At 43.6% G+C, this 23,718-nt stretch carries 20 protein-coding genes and 3 pseudogenes; 16 read left to right on the top strand and 7 right to left on the bottom strand.

Going from position 1 to position 23,718, the window contains the following annotated elements; all coding sequences use genetic code 11:
* Positions 1-83: 83 nt before the first annotated feature.
* The 8 genes from AC4CV5_RS10400 (at position 84) to nrnB (ending at position 9,136) form a co-directional block, all read left to right on the top strand.
* A complete protein-coding gene (locus AC4CV5_RS10400; protein WP_222142922.1) occupies positions 84-1,226 on the top strand; it encodes an acyl-CoA dehydrogenase family protein in 1,143 nt (380 codons plus the stop codon).
* 42 nt (positions 1,227-1,268) lie between these two features.
* The gene (locus tag AC4CV5_RS10395) at positions 1,269-2,918 is read left to right on the top strand and encodes an AMP-binding protein (RefSeq protein WP_490922693.1); all 1,650 of its coding nucleotides are present in this window, start codon (positions 1,269-1,271) and stop codon (positions 2,916-2,918) included.
* 9 nt (positions 2,919-2,927) lie between these two features.
* Positions 2,928-4,262 carry an acetyl-CoA carboxylase biotin carboxylase subunit gene (locus AC4CV5_RS10390; RefSeq protein WP_490922691.1) on the top strand — a complete coding sequence of 445 codons (1,335 nt, stop codon included), beginning with the start codon at positions 2,928-2,930 and terminating at the stop codon, positions 4,260-4,262.
* 14 nt (positions 4,263-4,276) lie between these two features.
* The gene (locus tag AC4CV5_RS10385; protein ID WP_166852419.1) at positions 4,277-4,498 is read left to right on the top strand and encodes an acetyl-CoA carboxylase biotin carboxyl carrier protein subunit; all 222 of its coding nucleotides are present in this window, start codon (positions 4,277-4,279) and stop codon (positions 4,496-4,498) included.
* Positions 4,499-4,512: 14 nt separating this feature from the next.
* Positions 4,513-5,415: a hydroxymethylglutaryl-CoA lyase gene (gene ldeG / locus AC4CV5_RS10380; RefSeq protein ID WP_490922689.1), complete on the top strand. Its 903-nt coding sequence runs from the start codon at positions 4,513-4,515 to the stop codon at positions 5,413-5,415.
* 17 nt (positions 5,416-5,432) lie between these two features.
* Positions 5,433-6,215 (top strand): enoyl-CoA hydratase, encoded by a 783-nt coding sequence (locus AC4CV5_RS10375; RefSeq protein WP_490922687.1) that lies wholly within the window; start codon positions 5,433-5,435, stop codon positions 6,213-6,215.
* A gap of 19 nt (positions 6,216-6,234) precedes the next feature.
* Positions 6,235-7,764 carry an acyl-CoA carboxylase subunit beta gene (locus AC4CV5_RS10370; protein ID WP_490922686.1) on the top strand — a complete coding sequence of 510 codons (1,530 nt, stop codon included), beginning with the start codon at positions 6,235-6,237 and terminating at the stop codon, positions 7,762-7,764.
* 172 nt (positions 7,765-7,936) lie between these two features.
* Positions 7,937-9,136 carry an oligoribonuclease NrnB gene (gene nrnB, locus AC4CV5_RS10365; protein WP_166852431.1) on the top strand — a complete coding sequence of 400 codons (1,200 nt, stop codon included), beginning with the start codon at positions 7,937-7,939 and terminating at the stop codon, positions 9,134-9,136.
* 45 nt (positions 9,137-9,181) lie between these two features.
* On the opposite strand, the gene uptA is transcribed toward nrnB, so the two are convergent.
* The 3 genes from uptA to AC4CV5_RS10350 form a co-directional block, all read right to left on the bottom strand.
* A complete protein-coding gene (gene uptA / locus AC4CV5_RS10360) occupies positions 9,182-9,778 on the bottom strand; it encodes an undecaprenyl phosphate transporter UptA (protein WP_166852434.1) in 597 nt (198 codons plus the stop codon).
* A 72-nt stretch (positions 9,779-9,850) separates the two neighbouring features.
* Positions 9,851-10,744, bottom strand: coding sequence for a UTP--glucose-1-phosphate uridylyltransferase GalU (galU, locus tag AC4CV5_RS10355; RefSeq protein WP_248602724.1), 894 nt, complete (start codon positions 10,742-10,744; stop codon positions 9,851-9,853).
* Positions 10,741-11,208 (bottom strand): GtrA family protein, encoded by a 468-nt coding sequence (locus AC4CV5_RS10350; protein ID WP_222142912.1) that lies wholly within the window; start codon positions 11,206-11,208, stop codon positions 10,741-10,743. The genes galU and AC4CV5_RS10350 overlap by 4 nt, the downstream gene beginning before the upstream one ends.
* Before the next feature lie 195 nt (positions 11,209-11,403).
* Between AC4CV5_RS10350 and AC4CV5_RS10345 the strand changes: the two genes are divergently transcribed.
* The 6 genes and pseudogenes from AC4CV5_RS10345 to AC4CV5_RS10320 all read left to right on the top strand — a co-directional run.
* On the top strand, positions 11,404-11,703 hold the full coding sequence (locus tag AC4CV5_RS10345) for a hypothetical protein (RefSeq protein ID WP_490922714.1): 300 nt from the start codon (positions 11,404-11,406) through the stop codon (positions 11,701-11,703).
* Positions 11,681-11,863 (top strand): annotated as a pseudogene (locus AC4CV5_RS10340) (3-hydroxybutyrate dehydrogenase); the annotation flags it as partial. The gene AC4CV5_RS10345 and the pseudogene AC4CV5_RS10340, both read left to right, overlap by 23 nt.
* A 283-nt stretch (positions 11,864-12,146) precedes the next feature.
* Positions 12,147-13,007 (top strand): annotated as a pseudogene (locus tag AC4CV5_RS10335) (carbohydrate-binding protein).
* A gap of 78 nt (positions 13,008-13,085) precedes the next feature.
* Positions 13,086-14,357 carry a glucuronoarabinoxylan endo-1,4-beta-xylanase XynC gene (gene xynC, locus AC4CV5_RS10330; RefSeq protein WP_490922683.1) on the top strand — a complete coding sequence of 424 codons (1,272 nt, stop codon included), beginning with the start codon at positions 13,086-13,088 and terminating at the stop codon, positions 14,355-14,357.
* A 727-nt stretch (positions 14,358-15,084) separates the two neighbouring features.
* Positions 15,085-16,230, top strand: a complete 1,146-nt coding sequence (locus AC4CV5_RS10325; RefSeq protein WP_490922679.1) for an alpha/beta hydrolase — start codon at positions 15,085-15,087, stop codon at positions 16,228-16,230.
* Position 16,231: 1 nt separating this feature from the next.
* Positions 16,232-16,351, top strand: a pseudogene (locus AC4CV5_RS10320) (NADPH dehydrogenase); the annotation flags it as partial.
* Positions 16,352-16,684: 333 nt separating this feature from the next.
* Here the strand turns inward: AC4CV5_RS10320 and AC4CV5_RS10315 are convergent.
* From AC4CV5_RS10315 to AC4CV5_RS10305, 3 genes are all read right to left on the bottom strand, one after another.
* Positions 16,685-16,948 (bottom strand): YnfE family protein, encoded by a 264-nt coding sequence (locus tag AC4CV5_RS10315; RefSeq protein ID WP_490922677.1) that lies wholly within the window; start codon positions 16,946-16,948, stop codon positions 16,685-16,687.
* Positions 16,949-17,022: 74 nt separating this feature from the next.
* A complete protein-coding gene (locus tag AC4CV5_RS10310) occupies positions 17,023-18,522 on the bottom strand; it encodes a cellulase family glycosylhydrolase (protein ID WP_166852451.1) in 1,500 nt (499 codons plus the stop codon).
* 319 nt (positions 18,523-18,841) lie between these two features.
* Complete coding sequence (locus tag AC4CV5_RS10305; RefSeq protein WP_166852453.1) at positions 18,842-20,239, bottom strand: alanine/glycine:cation symporter family protein; 1,398 nt, start codon at positions 20,237-20,239, stop codon at positions 18,842-18,844.
* Between the two features lie 491 nt (positions 20,240-20,730).
* On the opposite strand from AC4CV5_RS10305, the gene AC4CV5_RS10300 reads away from it, so the two are divergent.
* Together AC4CV5_RS10300 and AC4CV5_RS10295 are read left to right on the top strand one after the other, a co-directional pair.
* Positions 20,731-21,084, top strand: coding sequence for a hypothetical protein (locus AC4CV5_RS10300; protein ID WP_014113949.1), 354 nt, complete (start codon positions 20,731-20,733; stop codon positions 21,082-21,084).
* A gap of 25 nt (positions 21,085-21,109) precedes the next feature.
* Positions 21,110-21,235: a hypothetical protein gene (locus tag AC4CV5_RS10295; protein WP_014113948.1), complete on the top strand. Its 126-nt coding sequence runs from the start codon at positions 21,110-21,112 to the stop codon at positions 21,233-21,235.
* 61 nt (positions 21,236-21,296) lie between these two features.
* Here the strand turns inward: AC4CV5_RS10295 and parC are convergent, their stop codons facing one another.
* The gene (gene parC, locus AC4CV5_RS10290) at positions 21,297-23,717 is read right to left on the bottom strand and encodes a DNA topoisomerase IV subunit A (RefSeq protein WP_326220377.1); all 2,421 of its coding nucleotides are present in this window, start codon (positions 23,715-23,717) and stop codon (positions 21,297-21,299) included.
* Position 23,718 lies beyond the last annotated feature (1 nt).

The following is a 23,718-nucleotide window of genomic DNA, read 5'->3' as shown; positions in this document are numbered from 1 at the left end:
TTAATTTTCTGACTTCTTTTGTCAGGGAATGATTACAGAACTCGCCTAATAGGATGTTACAAAGATGTGAAGGAGGAAATCAAGTGAATTTTGATCTGACAAAAGAACAACAAATGGTTCGTGAAATGGTAAAGGATTTTGCGAAAAAAGAAATTGCTCCTCACGCTGAACATGTAGATCAAACGGGCGAGTTCCCGATACAAACATTTAAAAAAATGGGTGAGCTCGGGCTGATGGGTATTCCATTTCCCGAAGAATACGGCGGATCGGGCGGCGATACGATTTCATATGCCTTAGCGGTTGAAGAAATCGGCAAAGCCTGCGGCAGTACTGGATTAAGCTATGCTGCAGCAGTCTCGCTCGGCGCAAGTCCTCTTTATTACTTCGGAACAGAAGAACAAAAACGGGCGCATTTGACTCCGCTGGCTTCGGGCAAAGCCCTTGGGTCATTCGGCCTGACGGAACCAAATGCCGGCTCAGATGCAGGAGGCACTCAAACGAAAGCCATTACAAAAGGTGACGAGTATGTAATCAACGGCGAAAAGTGCTGGATCACGAATGCAAGCTACGCACGAACGGTGATTGTAACCGCAGTAACAGGCAAAAATAAAGACGGAAAAAACATCATTTCCGCCTTGATCGTGCCAACTGACACACCTGGACTTACGATTACGAGTCCGTACGATAAAATGGGCGTCCGTGGTTCAAATACAGCGGAAATTTTGCTTGAGGATGTGAGAGTGCCTGCTGGCAACTTACTCGGCGATCCAACAAAAGGGTTTAAGCAGTTTCTATACACGCTGGACGGCGGACGAATCTCAATCGCTGCTCTTGCAGTCGGCATCGCCCAAGCAGCACTTGAAGCATCATTGGCATATGCGAAAGAACGGAAGCAGTTCGGACAGCCGATTTCTTCCTTTCAGGCCATCCAATTTAAGCTTGCTGACATGGCGATGGAAATTGACCTTGCACGGCAAATGGTGTTAAAAGCCGCTTGGCTGAAAGACCATAACCGCCCGTTCACAAAAGAAGCGGCGTATGCCAAGCTGTTTGCATCTGAAATGGCGACAAGAGCTTGCAACCAAGCCATTCAAATTCATGGAGGTTCAGGCTACATGAAGGAATATGGGGTAGAGAGGATGCTGCGGGACGCAAAATTAATGGAAATAGGTGAAGGCACATCTGAAATTCAGCGTATCGTGATCGCCAGACAGCTTTTGAAATGAAATGTAAACGCTTTCTGATTACTTAGAAAGGAGGAACAATTCATGGCTGAACTCATCCATTCCACAATCGGCAGACTGCTGGAACAAACCGCTGAAACCTATCCTGATCAAGAAGCGGTTGTCTATCCAGACAGAAATATACGCTATACGTACGCCCAATTTGACAGTCTGTGCCGTCAAACCGCTAAAGGACTTATGCGGATGGGGATTGAAAAAGGAGACCACGTAGCCATATGGGCTTCAAATATTCCCGAATGGCTTGCCGTTCAGTTCGCCACCGCAAAAATCGGAGCCGTGCTCGTGACCGTCAATACGAATTATCAAGCACATGAGCTCGATTACTTGTTAAAGCAATCGGATGCTGCCGCTCTAATTGTCATGGATTCATACCGGGGCACTTCTTATACAGACATCGTGAAGAGCCTCATTCCAGAGCTGCAAGAAGCAGAGCCCGGCCAGCTGAAATCAGAACGATATCCCTTTTTAAAAACGCTGCTCTATATTGGCGATAAACGTTTGCCGGGCATGTATCATTGGGACGATACAGAGATACTGGCGAAAACAGTGACGGATGCTGAGTTGGAAGCAAGAATGAACAGCCTTGAAAAAGACGATGTGATTAACATGCAATACACATCAGGAACGACAGGGTTTCCTAAAGGAGTGATGCTGACCCATTTTAATGTCATCAACAACGCTGTCAATATCGCTGAATGTATGGCATTAACCTCTCAAGACCGCATGTGCATCCCGGTTCCGTTTTTTCATTGCTTTGGATGCGTGCTTGGGGTTTTGGCGTGTGTCTCCGTTGGGGCAGCCATGATCCCTGTACAAGAATTTGATCCCGTTACCGTCCTCAAAACGGTAGAAAAAGAGAAATGCACAGCGCTTCACGGTGTGCCGACCATGTTTATCGCCGAGCTGCATCATCCGGATTTTGATGCATATGATCTATCAACGCTCCGAACAGGCATCATGGCCGGCTCTCCCTGTCCAAGTGAAGTGATGAAAGCTGTTATTGAAAAGATGGGCATGAAAGACATTACGATCGCCTATGGACAAACTGAGGCTTCACCGGTCATTACGCAAACGAGGGCACATGATTCCTTCATAAGAAGAGTCGAAACAACCGGGCGCGCCCTGCCTCATGCAGAAGTGAAAATTGTAGAACCCGGGACATGTCAAGAAGTTCAAAGAGGCGTGCAGGGAGAGCTGTGCACCCGCGGCTATCACGTCATGAAAGGCTATTATAAAAACAAGGAAGCAACCAAAAAAGCAATCAATGCCGACGGATGGCTGTTTACCGGAGATCTTGCTGTCATGGATAAAGACGGGTACTGCCGCATCACCGGAAGATTAAAAGATATGCTCATCAGAGGCGGCGAGAACATTTATCCCCGGGAAATTGAAGAATTTTTATACCGGCATCCTGATATTTTAGATGTACAGGTCGTTGGTGTGCCTGACGCAAAATTCGGCGAGGAGGCCGCAGCCTGGATTAAGCTGAAAGACGGAAAAAGCGCTTCACCTGAAGAGCTTAAAGCCTATTGCAAAGGGAAAATCGCCCGCCACAAAATTCCGCGTTATGTTATTTTTACAGACGAGTACCCGATGACGGCTTCAGGCAAGATTCAAAAATATAAACTGCGTGAAAAAACGATTGAAATGTTCAACTTATCATCAAGTCAATGAGGTGAAGTCATGTTTACAAAAGTACTGATCGCCAATCGCGGAGAAATTGCAATGAGAATTATCCGAACGTGCAGCCGTCTCGGCATCAAAACGGTCGCGGTTTATTCAGAAGCAGACAGAGAAGCTCCCCATACAAAGGCGGCCACAGAGGCTTATTTGATCGGGGAATCAAGAGTCAGTGAAAGTTATTTAAATATAGAAAGAATCATAGAGACGGCGAAAAAAGCAAACGCTGACGCCATCCACCCGGGATACGGGTTATTATCAGAAAACAGCCGATTCGCTGAACGCTGCAAGCAAGAAAACATCGTGTTTATCGGTCCTGCACCCGATATCATTGCAAAGATGGGCAGCAAAATTGAAGCTCGTAAAGCAATGGAAGCGGCAGGTGTCCCTGTAGTTCCCGGTGTTTCTGAATCCCTCGGAGACATTCAGGCTGCCTGCCGCACTGCAAGTCAAATCGGCTATCCTGTCATGCTGAAAGCTTCAGCGGGCGGAGGAGGCATCGGCATGCAGCTTATTCAAAACGAGGAAGCATTAAGAAAGGCGTACGAGGGAAACAAAAAGCGCGCAGCAGATTTTTTCGGTGATGGGTCAATGTATATGGAGAAGGTCATTGAACATGCCCGCCACATCGAAGTTCAACTTTTAGCCGATCAGCATGGCCATACAGTACACCTGTTTGAACGCGATTGCTCTGTTCAAAGGCGGCATCAAAAGGTTATTGAAGAAGCGCCGTCACCATTTTTAAACGATGAACTAAGAATGAAGATCGGGCAAACGGCCGTAAAAGCAGCGAAAGCGATCGGCTATACGAACGCAGGAACGATTGAATTTATAGTTGACCCGAATCAAAACTTTTATTTCCTCGAAATGAATACGAGATTGCAAGTTGAACACCCCGTGACTGAAGAAATAACAGGCCTGGACTTAGTAGAGCAGCAGCTGAGGATTGCTGCGGGCCATACACTCACATTCTCCCAGCAAGACATCAAACGAAACGGGCATGCGATAGAAGTTCGAATATACGCGGAAGATCCCAAGACCTTCTACCCGTCACCTGGTACGATCACCGCGTTTTCACTCCCTGGCCAAAAAGGAGTCAGACACGAATGTGCAGTAGCAAAAGACAGCACCGTCACTCCTTTTTATGACCCGATGATTGCCAAAATGATTGTCAAAGGCCAAAACAGAGCGGAGGCCATTGAAAAACTGGAGACAGCGCTCCACGACTATCAAATAGAGGGAATCAAAACAAATCTTCCGCTTCTCATACAGGCTGCAGCTTCAAAAGCATTTAAAGAAGGAGATGTCACAACTGACTTTTTGAAACAACACCTATAAAGGAGGCAGATATCATGACGGTTATCATACAAATGGCGGGAAACCTGTGGAAAGTGCACGTCAAAGCCGGCGATCAAATTGAAAAGGGCCAGGAAGTTGCCATTTTGGAATCAATGAAAATGGAAATCCCGATCGTTGCAGACAGAAGCGGAACAGTTAAAGAAGTCAAAAAAAATGAAGGCGATTTTGTGAATGAAGGAGACGTGCTGCTTGAACTGAGCGATCCCACTCAATAATTTGGAGGAAGACCATGTCATATCCTAAAAAAGTGACAATCAAAGAAGTCGGCCCGCGTGACGGCTTACAAAACGAGTCCGTATGGGTACAAACAGAGGATAAAATCGCTTGGATCAACCAGCTTTCCCGGACAGGACTTTCGTATATTGAAATTACATCCTTTGTTCATCCGAAATGGATTCCGGCACTTCGAGATGCTATAGACGTGGCAAAAGGCATCGACCGTGTAAAAGGGGTAACGTACGCGGCACTTGTCCCGAATCAAAAGGGACTGGAGAATGCGCTTGAAGGAGGCATTAACGAGGCTTGCGTTTTTATGTCTGCCAGCGAGACGCACAATAGAAAAAACATCAACAAATCCACTACTGAAACTCTTCATATCCTCAAACAAGTAAACGATGACGCAAAAAAAGCGAACCTCTCAACAAGAGCCTACCTCTCAACCGTTTTCGGCTGTCCGTACGAGAAAGATGTCCCCATTGAACAAGTCATTCGCCTTTCTGACGCTCTATTTGAATTCGGGATTTCTGAACTGTCGCTTGGAGATACAATCGGAGCGGCAAATCCCGCCCAAGTTGAAACCGTGCTAGAAGCTCTTTTGGCACGATTCCCGGCCAATCAAATTGCCCTGCATTTTCATGATACGAGAGGAACAGCGCTGGCCAATATGGTCACAGCTCTCCAGATGGGCATCACTGTGTTTGATGGCTCGGCAGGCGGGCTTGGGGGCTGCCCATATGCCCCGGGTTCGTCCGGAAACGCCGCGACTGAGGATATCGTATACATGCTTGAACAGATGGACATCAAAACAAATGTAAGTCTCGATAAACTGCTATCAGCAGCCAAATGGATAGAAGAAAAAATGGGCAAACAGCTGCCAAGCCGAAATTTACAGGTATTTAAATCATCTTCATAAAAGAGAGGACAAATACCATGAGAGAATCAATTCTTTTTACTGTCCAAAATGAACATATTGCGTTGATCACCTTAAACAGGCCTCAGGCGGCAAATGCTCTTTCAGCGGAAATGCTTCGAAACCTGCAATTGATTCTTCAGGAAATTGAATTCAACTCTAACATCCGCTGCGTCATCCTCACAGGCGCCGGTGAAAAAGCGTTTTGCGCGGGGGCAGACCTGAAAGAACGGATAAAACTGAAAGAAGATCAGGTTCTGGAAAGTGTAACCCTCATTCAAAGAACGGCGGCTTTACTTGAAGCCTTGCCGCAGCCGGTCATAGCTGTGATAAACGGAAGCGCATTAGGCGGCGGGCTTGAATTGGCATTGGCATGCGACCTTCGAATCGCAGCTGACTCTGCCGTTCTGGGCCTTCCGGAAACAGGGTTAGCCATTATCCCAGGAGCCGGAGGAACCCAAAGGCTGCCGCGTCTGATTGGCAGAGGAAAAGCAAAAGAATTAATTTATACAGGCAGGCGAGTAACTGCACACGAAGCAAAAGTGATAGGCCTTGTAGAGCATGTCACGGCTCCCTGTGACCTCATGCCAAAAGCAGAAGAACTAGCCGCAGCCATTTCTGTCAATGGGCCAATCGCTGTCCGCCAGGCTAAATTCGCAATCAATAAAGGGTTGGAGACAGATCTCGCTACAGGTCTGGCGATTGAACAAAAAGCATATGAACATACCATTTCGACAAAAGACAGGAGAGAAGGGCTTCAGGCGTTTCAAGAAAAAAGACGGGCCGTATACAAGGGAATATAAAAGGGAGGCTATGCTCATCATGGATTATGAAAAGGAACGAACAGAACGGGCCGAACGGATCCGAAAAGGCGGGGCGGAAAAGTATCATCAGAGCAACCAAGAAAAAGGCAAGCTCTTTGTCAGAGAGCGGCTTGCTCGTTTGTTTGACGATGACATCGAGCTGGAAGACGCTTTCTTTGCGGAATGTATGTCAGACGGGCTTCCCGCTGATGGAGTGGTGACTGCTATCGGCAAAATCGGCGGCAAAACCGTTTGCGTCATGGCCAATGATTCAACAGTGAAAGCAGGGTCGTGGGGTGCAAAAACCGTTGAAAAAATCATCAGAATACAGGAAACAGCCGAAAAATTAAACTGCCCGCTCCTTTATTTAGTTGATTCCGCTGGCGCCAGAATCACCGACCAAATCAATGTGTTTCCAGGGAGGCGTGGTGCGGGAAGAATTTTTTACAATCAAGTCAAATTATCGGGGCGCATTCCGCAAATCTGTCTGCTTTTCGGACCGTCTGCGGCAGGGGGCGCTTATATCCCGGCCTTCTGTGACATTGTCGTCATGGTGGACGGTAACGCCTCTATGTATTTAGGCTCGCCGCGGATGGCGGAAATGGTCATTGGCGAAAAAGTGTCTCTCGAAGAAATGGGAGGGGCCCGTATGCATTGCTCAATCTCCGGCTGCGGAGATATTCTTGCAGAAACTGAAGAAGAAGCCATACGTCTGGCACGGACTTATTTATCGTACTTTCCGGCTAATTATCAAGAAAAAGCGCCTATGCAAGAGAAACGCCCGCCAAAACAATTCGACATCCCGCTTGCCGACGTCATTCCGCAAAACCAAAATGCGCCTTTTGATATGCAAGAGCTGATTGAGCGGGTCATTGATGAAGGCTCATTTTTAGAGATTAAAGCCTTATTTGCACCGGAAATATTGACGGGAATCGCACGAATTCACGGACAGCCCGTCGGCATTATCGCTAATCAGCCAAAGGTAAAAGGAGGCGTCTTATTCCACGATTCAGCAGACAAAGCGGCTAAATTTATTACCTTATGTGACGCGTTTCATATCCCATTGCTGTTCCTAGCAGATATCCCCGGCTTTATGATCGGCACAAAGGTAGAACAAGCGGGGATTATCAGGCACGGTGCAAAAATGATTTCAGCAATGTCGGAAGCAACTGTTCCAAAGCTCTCTGTCATTGTCCGAAAAGCATACGGAGCAGGGTTGTACGCAATGGCAGGGCCGGCATTTGAACCGGATTGCTGCTTAGCGCTCCCAACCGCCCAAATCGCCGTCATGGGCCCTGAAGCAGCTGTAAACGCCGTCTTTGCTAAAAAAATCGCCGAGCTGCCGAAAGAAGAGAGGGCGCAATTTATCAACAGCAAACGGGAAGAATACAAGGAGGACATCAATATATACCGTCTGGCTTCAGAAATGATCATTGATGCCGTTATCCCGGCCAATTCGCTGCGTGATGAGCTGGCCAAACGGCTCAAAGCATACATGTCAAAGGAAATGACATTTACCAATCGAAAGCATCCGGTTTATCCTGTATAAAAAAGCCAAGGGCTTAGGGAGCGCAAAAAGCGCTCTTTTTATATATTTACAATAATAACATTATGTAAACTAATCAACTTTGCATAAAACGCTATGTTTTTTAGAATAGTAAATAAAGGCTGCCGCACCTCTAGCGGCAATTGTCAGTTCATCATAAAAAGGGGCCTACATTATGTATCATTTATATTCACATAACGACTTGGACGGAGTAGGATGCGGAATCGTAGCAAAATTGGCATTCGGGAAAGATGTTGAGGTCCGGTATAACTCTGTCAACGGCTTAAACGCTCAAGTACAGTACTTTTTAGAAAAAGCGAAGGAGAGCAAAAGACAAGACGCGTTATTCATCACCGATCTCGCCGTTAACGAAGCAAACGAAGAGAGATTGAATGAGTATGTTCATGCGGGAGGAAAAGTAAAGCTGATTGACCATCATAAAACAGCCCTTCATTTGAATGAGCATGAATGGGGATTTGTCCAAGTGGAATACGACGATGGAAGGCTCTCATCTGCGACATCGCTTTTATATGGCTATCTCGTTGAAAATGGCTTCATGAAACCGACAAACGCATTAGATCAATTCACAGAGCTCGTCCGTCAATATGATACATGGGAATGGGAACGGTATGATCAAAAACAGGCGAAGCGGCTTAATGATCTTTTCTTTCTGCTGTCAATCGATGAATTTGAAGAAAAAATGATTCAGCGTCTTTCTGCGCATGATGAATTTTTCTTTGATGATTTTGAAGAGAAACTGCTTGATTTAGAAGACGCAAAAATCGAGCGCTATCTCCGCAGAAAGAAAAGGGAAATGGTGCAAACCTTTGTTCACGAACATTGTGTAGGCATTGTACACGCAGAATCGTACCATTCAGAGCTGGGAAACAGGCTCGGTAAAGAAAATCCGCACCTCGATTATATTGCGATTTTAAGCATGGGATCAAAACGAGTCAGCCTGCGCACCATTCATGATTACATCGATGTGTCAGAAGTCGCCGGTCGATACGGAGGCGGAGGGCATGCAAAGGCATCCGGCTGTTCAATAACCGACGAAGTATATGAATTGTTTGTTGCTGAAGCATTTCGGATTGATCCTGTCCGGCCAGATGCTTTCCGTAATATCTATAACCTAAAGGGATCGGCGAACGGATCATTATATGAAAATCGCGCACAAATGAGATTTTTCCTATTCCCTTTAGACAACGAGTGGAATATCCAAATTAACGGGGAAACACAGGATGAAACATTCGCAGCATTTGAAGAAGCAGAATGGTTTATTAAAAGAAATTATGCCGCATCGCTCGTGCGGGATGAAGTGTTTGTCGCATTTTTAGCGGAGCATTTGAAGCTCGCGAATCAGCATCGCAAATAAAAAATATGCATAGGGGAATGAACCATCCCTATGCATATCTGCTAACTACCGTTTAAATAGGGCTGTACGTTTTTTAATCACAAAATAAAGGGCAATAACGACAATAGCCAGTATCATAATCGGTGTTGTATAAGTACCTGCAATGTTCTCAACGTCATCCCACTGACTTCCGAGCTGAATGCCTAAATAAACAAACAGGATCGACCACGGAATGATAGCAAGTACAGTCAGTACCACAAATTTGAGAAACGGCATTTTGGCAATGCCCGCGGGAATTGATATCGCATGTCTGACAACCGGTATAAAACGGGCCGAGAAGACGACCCCAGCGCCGTACTTTTGAAACCAGTTTTCCGACATGTCAATATGATGCTTTTTAATCAATAAGTACTTCCCGTATTTGTCCAAAAACGGCCTGCCGCCATACCGACCGATCCAATAAATAAAGATCTGGGCAATGGTGCCCCCGATAACACCCGCAATAATTGCGCCAATAAATCCAATCGTGCCTTCCGAAACCATATAGCCGCCATAGGCCAATACAATTTCACTCGGAATGATCTCAATCATCAAGCCAATCGCAATGCCCGCATATCCCATATTCATCAGCCAAGTTAAAATTTCGCTTATCAAACTGCCCACATTCTTCACAACCTGTCCTAATCTTTTTCACTATTATATGACTGATTGACGAGCAAGATGGTTACAATTTTTTTACCGCAGCATTTCTTTCGTTTCCCGTTTGATCACACCTTCTAAATAAGCCAAAAGCTGAGATCTCATTTCGGGGCGCATTAAGCCGATTTCTGTGCTCGCTTTAAAACAGCCCAGCTTATCGCCAATGTCATATCGATTTCCTTCCAGCAGCCGTGCATGGATCGGCTGCTCACGGCAAACCTCACGAAGCGCATCTGTGAGCTGAATTTCGTTGCCCGCGCCTCTGCCAATGGACTTTAAAACGGGGAAGATCGATGAATTCAGCACATAACGTCCCATCACGGCGATTTCTGAAGGCGCTTCTTCAGGAGAAGGCTTTTCCACTAAATCTTTCACTTCAAATACATGCCCATGAGAGCCTGATGTATTGATAATACCATATTTGCTGACATCCTCAGAAGGAACTGACTGTACACCGACAACCTCTGTGCCATAAGCGTCGTATACGTCCATTAATTGCCGAAGAGCCGGTGTTTCAGACACCATAATATCGTCGCCTAAAAGGACGGCGAACGGTTCATCGCCAATAAAGTGCTCCGCACACATCACCGCATGACCTAATCCGAGCGGTTCTTTCTGGCGGATGTAATGAATGTTGGCCAGATCGGCAATCTGCTGCATTTCCTTAAGCGTCTCCGTCTTGCCTTTTTCCCGCAGATTGAATTCCAATTCCGCCGACCGGTCAAAATGATCTTCAATCGAGCGTTTGTTTCTCCCTGTAATAATAAGTATATCTTCAATTCCTGACTCTGCGGCCTCTTCTACAATGTATTGGATTGCTGGTTTGTCGACGATTGAGAGCATTTCTTTCGGCTGGGCCTTTGTCGCCGGCAGAAACCTCGTTCCTAAACCCGCTGCGGGAATGACCGCTTTTCTCACTTTTTTTCTCATTCATCTTCACTCCTAACCCTGTATGTTTTCAGCGAATCTCCAAATACCCAGATTCGGTTTCCGATAAAATTCATCATCATTCCGCCAATAGTGGCGGCGAGCTTACTCATCAAAAGCGAACAGCCGCCTTTTTGAAACAAATAAAGCAGCAAAAAGGTAATCCCCGACGCGGCAATATTAATCATCAGAAAGCGCACGATCTCTTTCCCGTCAGCCTTACGTTTTACACGAAACGTCCAGTTTCGGTTCCACACATAGCTGTTGATGATGCCTGCCGAATAGGAGCATATCTGCGCCGGCAGATAAGGGACATGACAAGCGGTGAGAAGAAAGAAGACACCAAAATCTAACAGCGTATTGCCTACGCCCACAGTGCAAAAACGGCCTAATATTTTTATTTTTTCTTTCAGCATAACGGCACCCGGTTTTGACCTCCCTTCATAAAAGATGTGGGTGGCTGTCATATTTGTTGATATGAATTACTTTAGCGGACAGTGTTGAATAAACAATTACTAAAATATGAACAAAACATGAAAAAGTAATGAGGCCTTGCAGATTCATTAAGTTAACATTTTGCTAGGAACTTTAATATTCTGTATAAGTGTTAATAAACATTTTAGTTAGCATTATTTTTCAAGATGAGAAAGGAGGGGAATGTGATGCAGGAAGAAACATATGAGAGCTTCCCAGGACGCCCCCACAAAGAGAAAAACACATTTCCGGTGGAGAACGGCTCATCACTTACAGCGGTTTACAGGAAGCGGAGAATAGCTTATTACATAATGACTTCTCGTATTCAAGAGAGACAGATTCAGCTTGAAAGCGCTAATGAACCTATCAAAACGATTCGTACTTTACCCGATTGCCGTACATTAAACAGCAATGGAAGAGAATGGACAAGAAAACGCCTGGAAGCTTCTGCAAAATGGGATCTGCAACCAGCTGAAGGACATTTTTGATACAAGAAACGTGCCGTATGAACGTGTTCTGGAAGACGTCATCTTTCTGGTCGTTCCGCTGCTGTCAGGGAAGGAGAAGGAGATCGCTGCTTAAACCAGCGACAAAGCAAAAGGCGCCAAAGGTCAGGCTGTAGTCATGGACGGCGGGAATACCGCTTAATAGTTCTTATGTTCTTGAAAACTCTGTTCACAGAAGGATGACAAAATATGACGTGTACTGTCACTGGGATCGTTTGCGGGAGACACAAAGTTTGACAAAATGTAAATGATCCAGAGCAAAATGCCGCTGTTGGCAGTCAGCGGCATTTTTTTATTAAAAAGGTGAGAGTAATATTGCAAGGATTACTCTAAAAATCGCCCATTTTATGCGTTCTTCATGCCCAGTTGTCATCAAATGTTAAAAAAATATCATCTGTTTTAAGGAAAAAGGAGGATGTCAAGTTATTAGAAAAAAGTGTAGCGTATGTTTATGGGTTCTAGCTTTATTATTGAGTTGCTTATCTGGAGAGTCTGCGTATGCTGCCAGTACTACAATTGAAAAACATGCAGGGAATACAAACCCACTTATAGACCATCATTTGGGAGCAGATCCGTTTGCGCTGACCTATAATGGAAGAGTCTACTTCTATATGTCTAGTGATGACTATGAATATAATAGCGTCGGAACGATTAAGGATAATTCATTTGCCAATTTGAACAAAGTGTTCGTTATCTCTTCAGCGGATATGGTGAACTGGACAGATCACGTAGCCATTCCGGTGGCAGGTGCCAACGGGGCTAATAGCAGGCGGGGAATTGCGAAATGGGCAGGCGCGTCCTAGGCCCCGTCAGTCGCAGTTAAAAAGATAAATGGTAAGGATAAATTCTTCCTTTACTTTGCAAACGGCGGCGGAGGCATCGGGGTTCTCACCGCAGACAGCCCGACCGGACCGTGTAGAAGCTGAAACGTTTGCCTGGAAAGGACGTATTTTGACCGAGAAATCCTCAGCACCCGGCGGGCCGGTAAATAATCAACACGTAACAAGCATTCATAGGGAGACTGGATTGCTGTAGGAAATGCAGACTTCGGTGCGGGCGGTGCCAGTGGACGTTTAAAGCAAATGTAGCATCCACTATTGGCGGGAAAATAGAAGTGCGTCTCGCAAGTGCAAAATGTACCTGCCACAGGTGGAGCGCAAACCTGGAGAGAAATAGAAACTGCGGTAAGCGGCACAACCGGTGTGCACAAAATCTTCTTTGTATTTACCGGAACAGGTACAGGAAACTTGTTTAATTTTGATTACTGGCAGTTTACGCAAAGATAGCACTGGTTGTTTGCAATATGAAAGAAGACAGAACATATTTTTCTAATACCGTAAAAGACATATGAAGGAGAGGAAAAAATGATTTCATGCGTAAAAAAACCAATTTGTTTATTATTGGTATGTTTCTCTGTGCTATCAGTAATGTTAACAGGGCCAGGCGCTACTGAAGTTTTGGCAGCAAGTGATGTAACAGTTAATTTATCTGCAGAAAAACAAGTGATTCGCGGTTTTGGAGGGATGAATCATCCGGCTTGGATTGGGGACCTTACAGCAGCTCAAAGAGAAACCGCATTTGGCAATGGACAGAATCAGTTAGGCTTTTCAATCTTAAGAATTCATGTAGATGAAAATAGAAATAATTGGTACAGAGAAGTGGAGACTGCAAAGAGTGCGATCAAACATGGAGCAATCGTTTTTGCTTCTCCCTGGAATCCTCCAAGTGATATGGTTGAGGCTTTTAATCGTAATGGTGACACATCAGCTAAACGGCTGAGATATGATAAGTACGCCGCATACGCGCAGCATCTTAACGATTTTGTTAGCTTCATGAAGAATAATGGTGTGAATCTTTATGCGATTTCCGTCCAAAACGAGCCTGATTATGCACATGACTGGACGTGGTGGACGCCGCAAGAAATGCTTCGTTTTATGAGAGAAAACGCCGGCTCGATCAATGCCCGTGTCATTGCGCCTGAGTCATTTCAATACTTTAAGAATATGTCAGACCCGATTTTGAACGATCCGCAGGCTCTTGCCAATATGGATATTCTCGGCACTCACTTGTACGGTACTCAGATCAGTCATTTTCCTTATCCTCTTTTCAAACAAAAAGGAGCAGGGAAGGACCTTTGGATGACGGAAGTATACTATCCGAACAGTGATAACAACTCGGCGGATCGATGGCCCGAGGCATTGGATGTTTCACATCATATTCACAATTCGATGGTAGAGGGAGATTTTCAAGCTTATGTGTGGTGGTACATCCGCAGATCATATGGTCCTATGAAAGAAGACGGTACGATCAGCAAACGCGGTTACAATATGGCTCAATTCTCGAAGTTTGTACGTCCCGGCTATGTAAGGGTTGATGCAACGAAAAATCCTAATGCCAACGTTTACGTGTCAGCCTATAAAGGTGACAACAAGGTCGTTATTGTTGCCATTAACAAAAGCAACAAAGGGGTCAACCAAAACTTTGTTTTGCAGAATGGATCTGCTTCTAAAGTATCTAGATGGATAACGAGCAGCAGCAGCAATCTTCAACCTGGAACGAATCTTAACGTAACGAGCAACCATTTTTGGGCCCATCTTCCATCTCAAAGTGTGACAACATTTGTTGCAAATCGTTAAGTATACTAAGGCAAAGGCTGCCGATCAAGTCTCATTTTCAATAGAATGTCTGAATTTAAGCGATTTTCTGATTAGAAAATCGCTTTTTCGTGTAGTGCGTCATTTTGAAGCCGTTTTAAACGCAAGAGACATCAGCTGGTCAAGGGAAAGGCCGTAGGTCGAAACCTCCAATTCAAGAAAAGGTTTCATAAACGCTAGTTATGAAGCGTTTTACTATTTGTTGCTGATGAAGATGAATCACTGCATCAAATCCATATTACAAAACAGAAGATACTAAATTAGAGGGAGAAGAAGTGTACAAGGAAGTAAACATAGATCCATTTTATGCGTTGTAAACACTAGTCAAATAAGTATTTTATCATTTAATGGATTCACTTTTATGTTCTCTTTACAGAAAGTAAAAGTGGATCCACTCTGAACGACGGATGCACTTTTACTGAGATATTATGAATATTTATAGAAGGGTATTGTAGAACCTTGTCGAAATTTTATAGAAATATCTCGTTAAAAGAGATTTGTACATGTATTAGCCCATTAACATTAAAAGAAGCAGCAAGTTCGGAAATAATTATTGGGCATCATATAGTCCTAAACTAAAAAGGAATGTTCGTTGAATACGATTTTGGGTTCTTGTAGAAACAGCCCTAAAACAGTTTTGAAAAGCGCTTATAGCGTAATGTATGTATTTCACATTCGCCACTTTTATTCATTAAGGGGGAACAAGAGAATGAAAACTTATGACGCATTTCCAGAACCAATTGGTGGCTATACTGTCGGTCGAACCCAGATGGATTTTGAATACACGGCATCAGATCACTCAAAAAGAGAACTGACGGCGTTTGTGTACTATCCGTCCGACAGTAGCGAAGGTAAGACTACATCAACGTACATGTTTCCTGATGTCTACGAGATGTTTAATGAGCAGCCACTTGTCACTGCGTATCTTAAAGGGAAGGATGTTTTCTCTATAGATATCAAGACCCAATGTTACGACGACCTTGCTCTCTCCGGGAAGGAAAAGCGCTATCCGGTGTTATTCTATGTTTGCGGCGGTGGCGGTTCTCCAGAATGGGGTACAGTGATCTGTACAGACTTGGCAAGCATGGGATATGTTGTGGTAAGCATCGGCCATCAGAATAGCACGATGTATAAGCGAAAAGATGGGAGCCTGTTTAATGTATCAAAGGATTTTTCAGATGTCATTATGACGTTTTCTGAAGATCCGGAGATGCTGGCGTTGGCTGGTAAGATGGAGATGCGGCCTGACGATGAAACCGCCATTGAGATGTGCCATAACGTGCTTACACTGCCGATACTTGCCAAGTTAACAGAGTATAGTGAATTACAGGCAGAAGATGTAAGGTATGTAGCCGATTATCTTTACAAACTGGACTCTGGAGAGCTGAATTCCATCTTTAAGGGCAGATTGTTGCTTGACATCGGCATAGGCATAGTCGGACATTCTTATGGAGGGCCTACAACGGCGATTGTTTGCCGGGACGACGACCGGTTCGCCTGCGGGATTGGCTTGGATAGCGGTGCGTTCGGCCTTCTCGACAGCGACCTTAAGAAACCCTTTTTGCTACTGTTTTGTGAACCTAACTATAATATGAATGCGATAATTGGCGCTAACAATAGCATGGAAACCTATTATTTCTCTGTTGATCGTGTTGCGCATTTAGATTACTGCGACATCGTGTTTACCAGTGTTAATGAGGAACTCAGAGGCGAACGGGATGCTATGGAGATGCGAAATCTTGTTACAGACTATACGAAGAACTTTTTTGATCATTACTTACTGCAGAAGGCTGCAAGTGTGGAAAGTCTGGCATACGATGGCGTGGACTTGATCAAGAAGACCAGCAACAAGTGACATATGTGGGACGGAAGATGCAGATCTAGTTGCTGTAGGGAGAGGGATGCTCTGTCATCCATATTGGGCATTGAAAGCAGCAAAACAATTAAAAAAATTAACTGACGAAATGGTTCCATGAAGCTGGTTTCTAAATATTGATTTTAATTTATTATTACAAGCTCAAGGGTGCAATGTTTTGTCATATATTTCATTGCACCTAAACAATTATTGTTTTCGTGAGCTACTTTAAAGGACCGAATTCGACTATGTCTTGGCCATTTCTTATACAGATAATAATCCTGGCATAAGAGAGGCTGAACAACAATGGATCCACAACTTAAACTCGGGCTCTTCTAGTTTACATAATATATATTCTAGGAAGTAAACAAAATAAATGATTTTCTGTCTCAATACCAAAGTATACTTAAGTTAGTGAGACAGAAAATGAAATTTAACTGTTGAATTGTCCAAATCAAAAAAATGGCGTTGTCAATCCATAATAAACTGCTTCTAAATCGTCCAGCGTCATATCGCCATATGCACATTTGATAACCGAGTCAGCAAATACATCGTAGTCATAATCCGTTGAAAAACCTTGCTCCAGCTGTTTTTCGTAAGCTTCGATCTGTTCTTTTTGCTGTTGGATGTCTTTTTCCTTACCTGGATAGTCCGGACCATTTATCGCATGATTCATTTCTTTGAACAGCATCATATACTGCTTCAGTGTTTCATCCACAACGTAAACCTCCTTGTTTTGCTGTATAAGATGATGAAAACGGACATCATTGCTGATGCCCGCCAAAAACTAAACTATTTGGGTTCTGTTCCCCAAATCAGTTTTCCGTGATTATATATTGTGATTTTTTTCGTTGTTTTAAACGTATTAGATTGGAAAAAGGAATAATCCTCGCTTTGTGCATAATTGCTCCAGTCGTCATTGTGAAGACGAAGCTGAATATCCCCTGTGCTTGCTCCTGGTGACAGCGTTCCGTTTTTAAACCCTAGTTCAAGATAGGTATCTGCACCCTGCTTAGGTTTATGTAACGTCACAAACTTGTTGGTCACATTGCCGCATCCGATCTGCGCGTAGTCACAGTCAAAGTTTTGATGTTTGTTTTTCGCCTTATACCAGTAACGGACAGTGACATCTTTTAAACCTACCGTGGTGTTGCCGTTATTTTTTATGTGAAGCTGCGGGCGAATTTGGTTTCCGTTCACACTTCCATCACCTGCTCTATATTGCACAGTGATGCTGTTTTTCTGTGCGGGTTGATCTTGTGTTGGCGTTTCAGGATTTTGCTTCGTCGAATCTTTGGTGCCGAGAATGTTTTCTCTTACGAATGTACCTGAAGCGGATAAATCTGATAACGGCCAGCCGCCTGTTTTAGATGCCCCTGGCTTTAAAGCTGAAGAAGATTCCTGCTTATCAGAAAGATTCCAGTTCACCCAGCTAATGTTCTTGCTGTTGAGATAATTCAGCCATTCCCGCGACTGGTTAAGATATACTCCTCCATTCCCGGAAGCATCGCTTGTCCCCCACTCCGTCACAAAAATAGGCGCTCCTTTGCTGAGTGCATAGTTTGCTTTATCCCGTAAAAACTGGCCATGTGTGCCGGCATAAAAATGAAGCGCGTACATGACATTTGCATCCTTTAGCTGATCATCGGCAGCGTCATTCACATCCTGGCTCCATGTACCGGTACCGACAATGATGATGTTGTTGGGATCGTTTTCGCGGATAACTGAAATCACTTCTTTCGCATACGGTTTAATATCACGCTTCCAGTTCACATCGCCGTTTGGTTCGTTCGCAATTTCATAAATGACATTTGGCGTGCTTCCGTAAAGGGTTGACATTTCCCTGAAGAATTCTTTTGCCCGCTCTTTATTTTGATTTGGATTGCCGTCATTTAAGATATGCCAGTCTATGATGACATATATCCCAAGCTCTTTTGCCGCTTCAACCGCTTCTTTCACTTTGTTTTTCACAGACGGATTATCAACATAACCGCCGTCTGCCGTATACATTGCCGCTCGGAATACCGTAATGCCCCAATCGTCTCTCAGCCATTTTAAGCTGTCTTTATTGACAAAATCACCATACCATTGTAACCCATGTGAACTGATCCCCTTCAGCTGCACCGCCTTGCCGTCTTGATTGACTAGCTGTGTACCTTTTATGCTAAGCTGCCCATTTATGGATACCGGCGTTTTTGCCCCTGCTGCAGATGCTTTTGAAGCAGGCATGCAGCCGATTGCTAGTAATGCAATGAATAACCATACGATTAAGATAGAGACTGACCGTTTCATATTCTTTCCTCCTTCAAATCATTATGTGAAAAATGTGCCTAGTACCTCACCGCTCTCCTCCCTTTCGCTTTTTTAGCACGGACTCATTGTAAAAATCTTTCACATGGTTGTCTATCAACCTAATTTCTTGTTTTTAGGCGGCTTGAAAGCCTGTCTATTTGCTCTTTTTGTCTTGTTTCAGATACTGCTGACACATGTGGACTAAGCGCATAGGTGTTTAACCAGGACTTTACACGTTATTTTTTTATCTAATCGAAACATTCTGCTTCTTTCCAGTAAATAAAAAGCTGCATTCAATGAATTGAATGCAGCCGTATTCTTATGCTTCTTGTCTTTCATCTTCCCAAGTTTCAGTGTTTTTCAGACCTGGGATGTTTTTCGCTTTGAATACAGGATCAAGCCCTTGTTTACGTTGTTTCGCGTAATCCTTATACACTTTGTAAGCAACGTTTGACAGCAGCGTAATAACAATTAAGTTAATCAGCGCCATGATACCCATAAAGAGGTCCGCCATGTCCCAAACAATCTGGAATCCTGCTACACATCCAAAGATAACCATAGCAATAACCGCGATACGGTAAATGTTTAGCCATGTTTTGCTTGTTTTAATAAATTCAATGTTTGTTTCACCATAATAGTAGTTTCCGACAACTGAACTAAAGGCAAACAAGAACATTGCAATTGCTATAAAACCTGGCGCCCAGCCTCCAATATGGTGGCTCAGAGCAGTCTGTGTAACCTGGATGCCGTCACCTTTTGGTGTTACACTGTATAGTAAGATGATAAACGCTGTAGACGTACATACGATAAATGTATCGAAAAACACGCCTAATGTTTGAATAAATCCCTGCTTTGCCGGATGCGAAACATGAGCTGTCGCAGCAGCATTAGGCGCACTACCCATTCCCGCTTCGTTAGAGAAAAGTCCGCGCTGTGCACCAATGACGATGATTGCTCCCAGTCCTCCGCCGACAACTTGTTCGAATCCCAAAGCATTTTTGACAATTGTCGCAATAACGCTTGGGAATGCAGAAATATTGGTGAATACAACATATAGAGCAATGAGAATATAAAGACCAGCCATGACCGGAACAATCAATTGTGTTACTGCGACTACACGTTTTAAACCGCCGAAAATAATAAAAGCCGTTAAAGCAGCAAGAACAATAGCCACAACTGTTTTGTTCACATGAAATGCGCCTTCTAACGCTCCTGCAATTGTATTGGATTGAACAGCGTTAAAGATTAAACCGAATGATACAGTAATCAAGACAGCGAATACGATGCCGAGCCATCTGATTCCAAGACCTTTTTGAATATAGTAGGCCGGTCCGCCGCGGAAATCGTTTCCGTCCTTCACTTTATAAAGCTGTGCTAACGTACTCTCAACAAAGCTTGAAGCCATGCCTACAGCAGCTACAACCCACATCCAAAATACAGCGCCCGGCCCGCCTGTCGCAATTGCTAAGGCAACACCAGTCAAATTCCCTGTACCGACTCGGGATGCGGCAGAAATAAAGAACGCCTGCATAGATGAAACACCTTTGTTTCCTTCAGGCTTCTCTCCCACTATTCTGAACATTTCAATAAAATAACGGAATTGGATAAAACCAAAACGAAGTGTAAAAAATAATCCAAGTCCTATTAAAATATAAAATAAATATTTCCAGATAAAATCACTTGGAATATTAATCAAACTGTTGAAAAAAGACTCCATATTTACCTCCCGTTTTCATCAATTCATTGTGAATTCATATTTGATGTTAGATTTTTTAACATACTGAGTCTTATTATATCACAATATGTCGAATTAGGAAGTTTTTTCGGGAAGATTATTGTTCTAGATTGAAGTTCACGCCTTCGGTCCCCTCTCTATTATTTTCCTATGAATAAAAATATTTCTTGCAAGCTTGTAAAAAGTGTTCTCTTTTAATATGTAAGAATTGCTTTCCTGACCCTTCCCGTTTCCTTTGATACAGTCATAACTCCTAAACAACAAGCATATCTTTTAAAATGTGTTTTTATTCACACCTTAGACCGGGTATACATACACTAATAAAAGAAATTTCTCTTTCAAAAATAAGCAAAAAGATATATACTTAACAAAGTGAAATTTGTTTTTAAATTTAATAAATCAGGTTTACTTTTAGGATGTATTAGGGTATTATTATAAAAATATTCAGTAATATTAAAGGAGGGGGAGATCATTTGAAAAAAGTAACGATACTGAAAGCGTCCATCTTATTTTTGGCGATTGCCAGTTTTCATTTGTTCTCAATTCCCCACGCCTTTGATATCGGCCATCATTATAAAGCCGTAGCCGACCAGCAGGAAATGCATGAGATGAAAGCCGGCCAAAATGCTGATGATGAGAAGAAATCCATCACAGGGGCATTTGCGCTGACTGCTTTATGGGCAATGGCTGTTCTGCTTCTGACCGCTGAAAGCAAAAGTACGGGATATTCCCGCAGGCGCCAGCGGAAAAAAAGCTTTATACTGGCCAAATTTTATCAATCGTCTTATTTCGGCAAACTTCATGTTCAACATCACCCGATTATATAACGAAAATATGAGGAGGCTGTTAAACATGTTGTTTATCTTAAGAATGGTGATTTTAGGCTTATTTTCTTTCACAGCGCTGAATTTATTTGTATGGCAAGGAATCGAATTTGTTCATGCCTTTACAGATCTTTTCACCAGCCATGAAAGCTAATTGAAACATGAAAGCTAATTGAAAAACGAAACCCGCTCATATCACATGAGCGGGTTTTTTATTATTGTTCTGTATGAAGGCGCCAGACAGCTGTGACCTTGCCTGATTCCTCTTCATCAATAAAGAAAGAGCCATTGCTGTATCTGTCGTTTGTCCGCAGGTCTTTAGCCTGCAGTTCTTTTCTGTCGCCTTTTTCTGTTTCCACCATAAGTCGCTGTTCAAGACCGCAAGCGAACATTGCTACGACCCGATGAGGGTTCTTCTTCAGTTCCCTTAGCATCACGACACCGCGTTTTGCACGGGATGTTTTTTCAAACTCGGAAAGACTCATGCGTTTCACCGCTCCCCGCTGTGTGAACAATACAATTGAATCAGATTCTTGAAGGATCTCTCCAGAAACAACAAAGTCATCTTCTTTTAAGTTAATCCCTTTGACACCAGCGGCACGCGCGCCAACTACATTTACTTCGTCTTCTCCAAACCATAAGCCATATCCTAGGTGAGTGGCCATAAAGATCTGGCTATCCCCATTTGTTACATGCACATCAATCAGTTCGTCTTCACCCTTCAGATTTAGGGCCACAAGCGCTTTAGAATAACGCTGTGCTTTATAATGGGTGAGCTCTGTCTTTTTCACCATTCCGTTTCTCGTAAAGAACAAAAGATACGCCGACGGATCAAATTCTTTGATCGGTATAGCCTTTACAATCGTTTCATCACGGTCAATCGTGATCATATTTGAAAAATGCTGGCCCATGTCCTTCCATCTGATATCAGGCAGCTGATGAACCGGGCAATAGATGTAGCTTCCTTTGTTCGTAAAGAGCAGCAGCACATCCGTCGTATTCATTTCAAACTGATGCAGCATCCTGTCCGTATCTTTCATTCCGAAATCCTGGCCGTTGGAAGCGGCAAATGAGCGCTGGCTCGTCCGTTTTAGGTAACCATCCTTCGTAACGGTCACATATACATCCTCAGACGCTACCATAACTTCAAGGTTAATCTTAATTTCCTCAATTTTTTCTTCAATCACGGAGCGTCTTGTGTCTGCATATTTCTTTTTCAATGCTTTTAAGCTGTTTGTAATCACTTTTAACAGCTTTTTATCATTGCTCAGAATGGATTCGAGCTCTTCAATTTTTTTGCCGAGCTCTTCTGCCTCTTCCTTCAGTGCTGTGATATCTGTATTGGTTAAACGATATAGCTGCAATGACACGATGGCTTCAGCTTGAGGCTCTGTAAATTCATATTTCGCTATCAAGTTGTTTTTAGCGTCACGTTTATCGCTTGAAGAACGAATTGTAGCAATGACTTCATCCAAAATAGACAAAGCTTTCATGAGACCTTCTACGATGTGATGTCTATCTTTTGCTTTTTGAAGCTCATAAACGGACCGGTTTGTGACGACTTCCTTTTGGTGGCCAATATATGCATCCAAAATAGACGGTAGGCTCATCAGCATCGGACGGCGATTATGGATAGCCACCATATTAAAGTTATAGGTGATCTGCAAATCGGTATTTTTATATAAGAAATTCAAAATGCCTTTTGCATCCGCTTCTTTTTTCAGTTCAATGACCACTCTCAGACCAGTTCGATCCGTTTCATCGCGAACCTCTGAGATGCCCTCAACTTTTTTATCAATGCGGTACTCGTCCATTTTTTTCACTAAGTTTGCTTTGTTTACTTCAAATGGAATTTCCGTAATAACAATTTGTTCACGTCCGCCTCTGATTCCTTCAATTTCAGCTTTTCCGCGGATAATGATTTTTCCTTTTCCTGTTTCGTAGGCTTTTTTTATGCCGTCAACGCCTTGAATAATACCGCCTGTCGGAAAATCAGGCCCTTTAATGACTTCCATCAGTTCATCAACAGAGCAAGATGGCATTTGAATGCGTTTAATGACAGCATCAATGACTTCACCCAGATGATGAGGGGGAATGTCGGTTGCGTATCCTGCTGATATCCCGGTAGATCCGTTGACCAATAGGTTAGGAAACATCGCCGGGAGTACGACAGGTTCCTTGCTTGTATCATCGAAGTTCGGCACAAATTCAACCGTATTTTTATCAATATCCCGAAGAAGCTCAGATGCGATCGGAGATAATCTCGCTTCTGTATAACGCATGGCTGCCGGGGGATCTCCGTCGATACTTCCATTGTTCCCATGCATTTCAATTAATACATTTCGCACTTTCCAATCCTGGCTCATCCGCACCATTGCTTCATAAACCGAACTGTCACCATGCGGATGATAGTTACCGATGACATTACCGACCGTTTTGGCCGCTTTTCTGAAGTTTTTATCAAACGTGTTTCCATCTGTATGCATCGCATACAGGATTCTGCGCTGTACCGGCTTTAAGCCGTCTCTTGCATCTGGAAGCGCCCTGTCTTGAATAATATATTTACTATAGCGTCCAAAACGGTCGCCGATCACCTCTTCTAATGGTAAATCATGAAATAATTCTGGCTGTGACAAC

The sequence above is a fragment of the Bacillus sp. NS1 genome, assembly GCF_058248265.1.
Note: the sequence above shows the minus strand (reverse complement) of the source record. Positions and strands in the feature narration are given on the sequence as shown.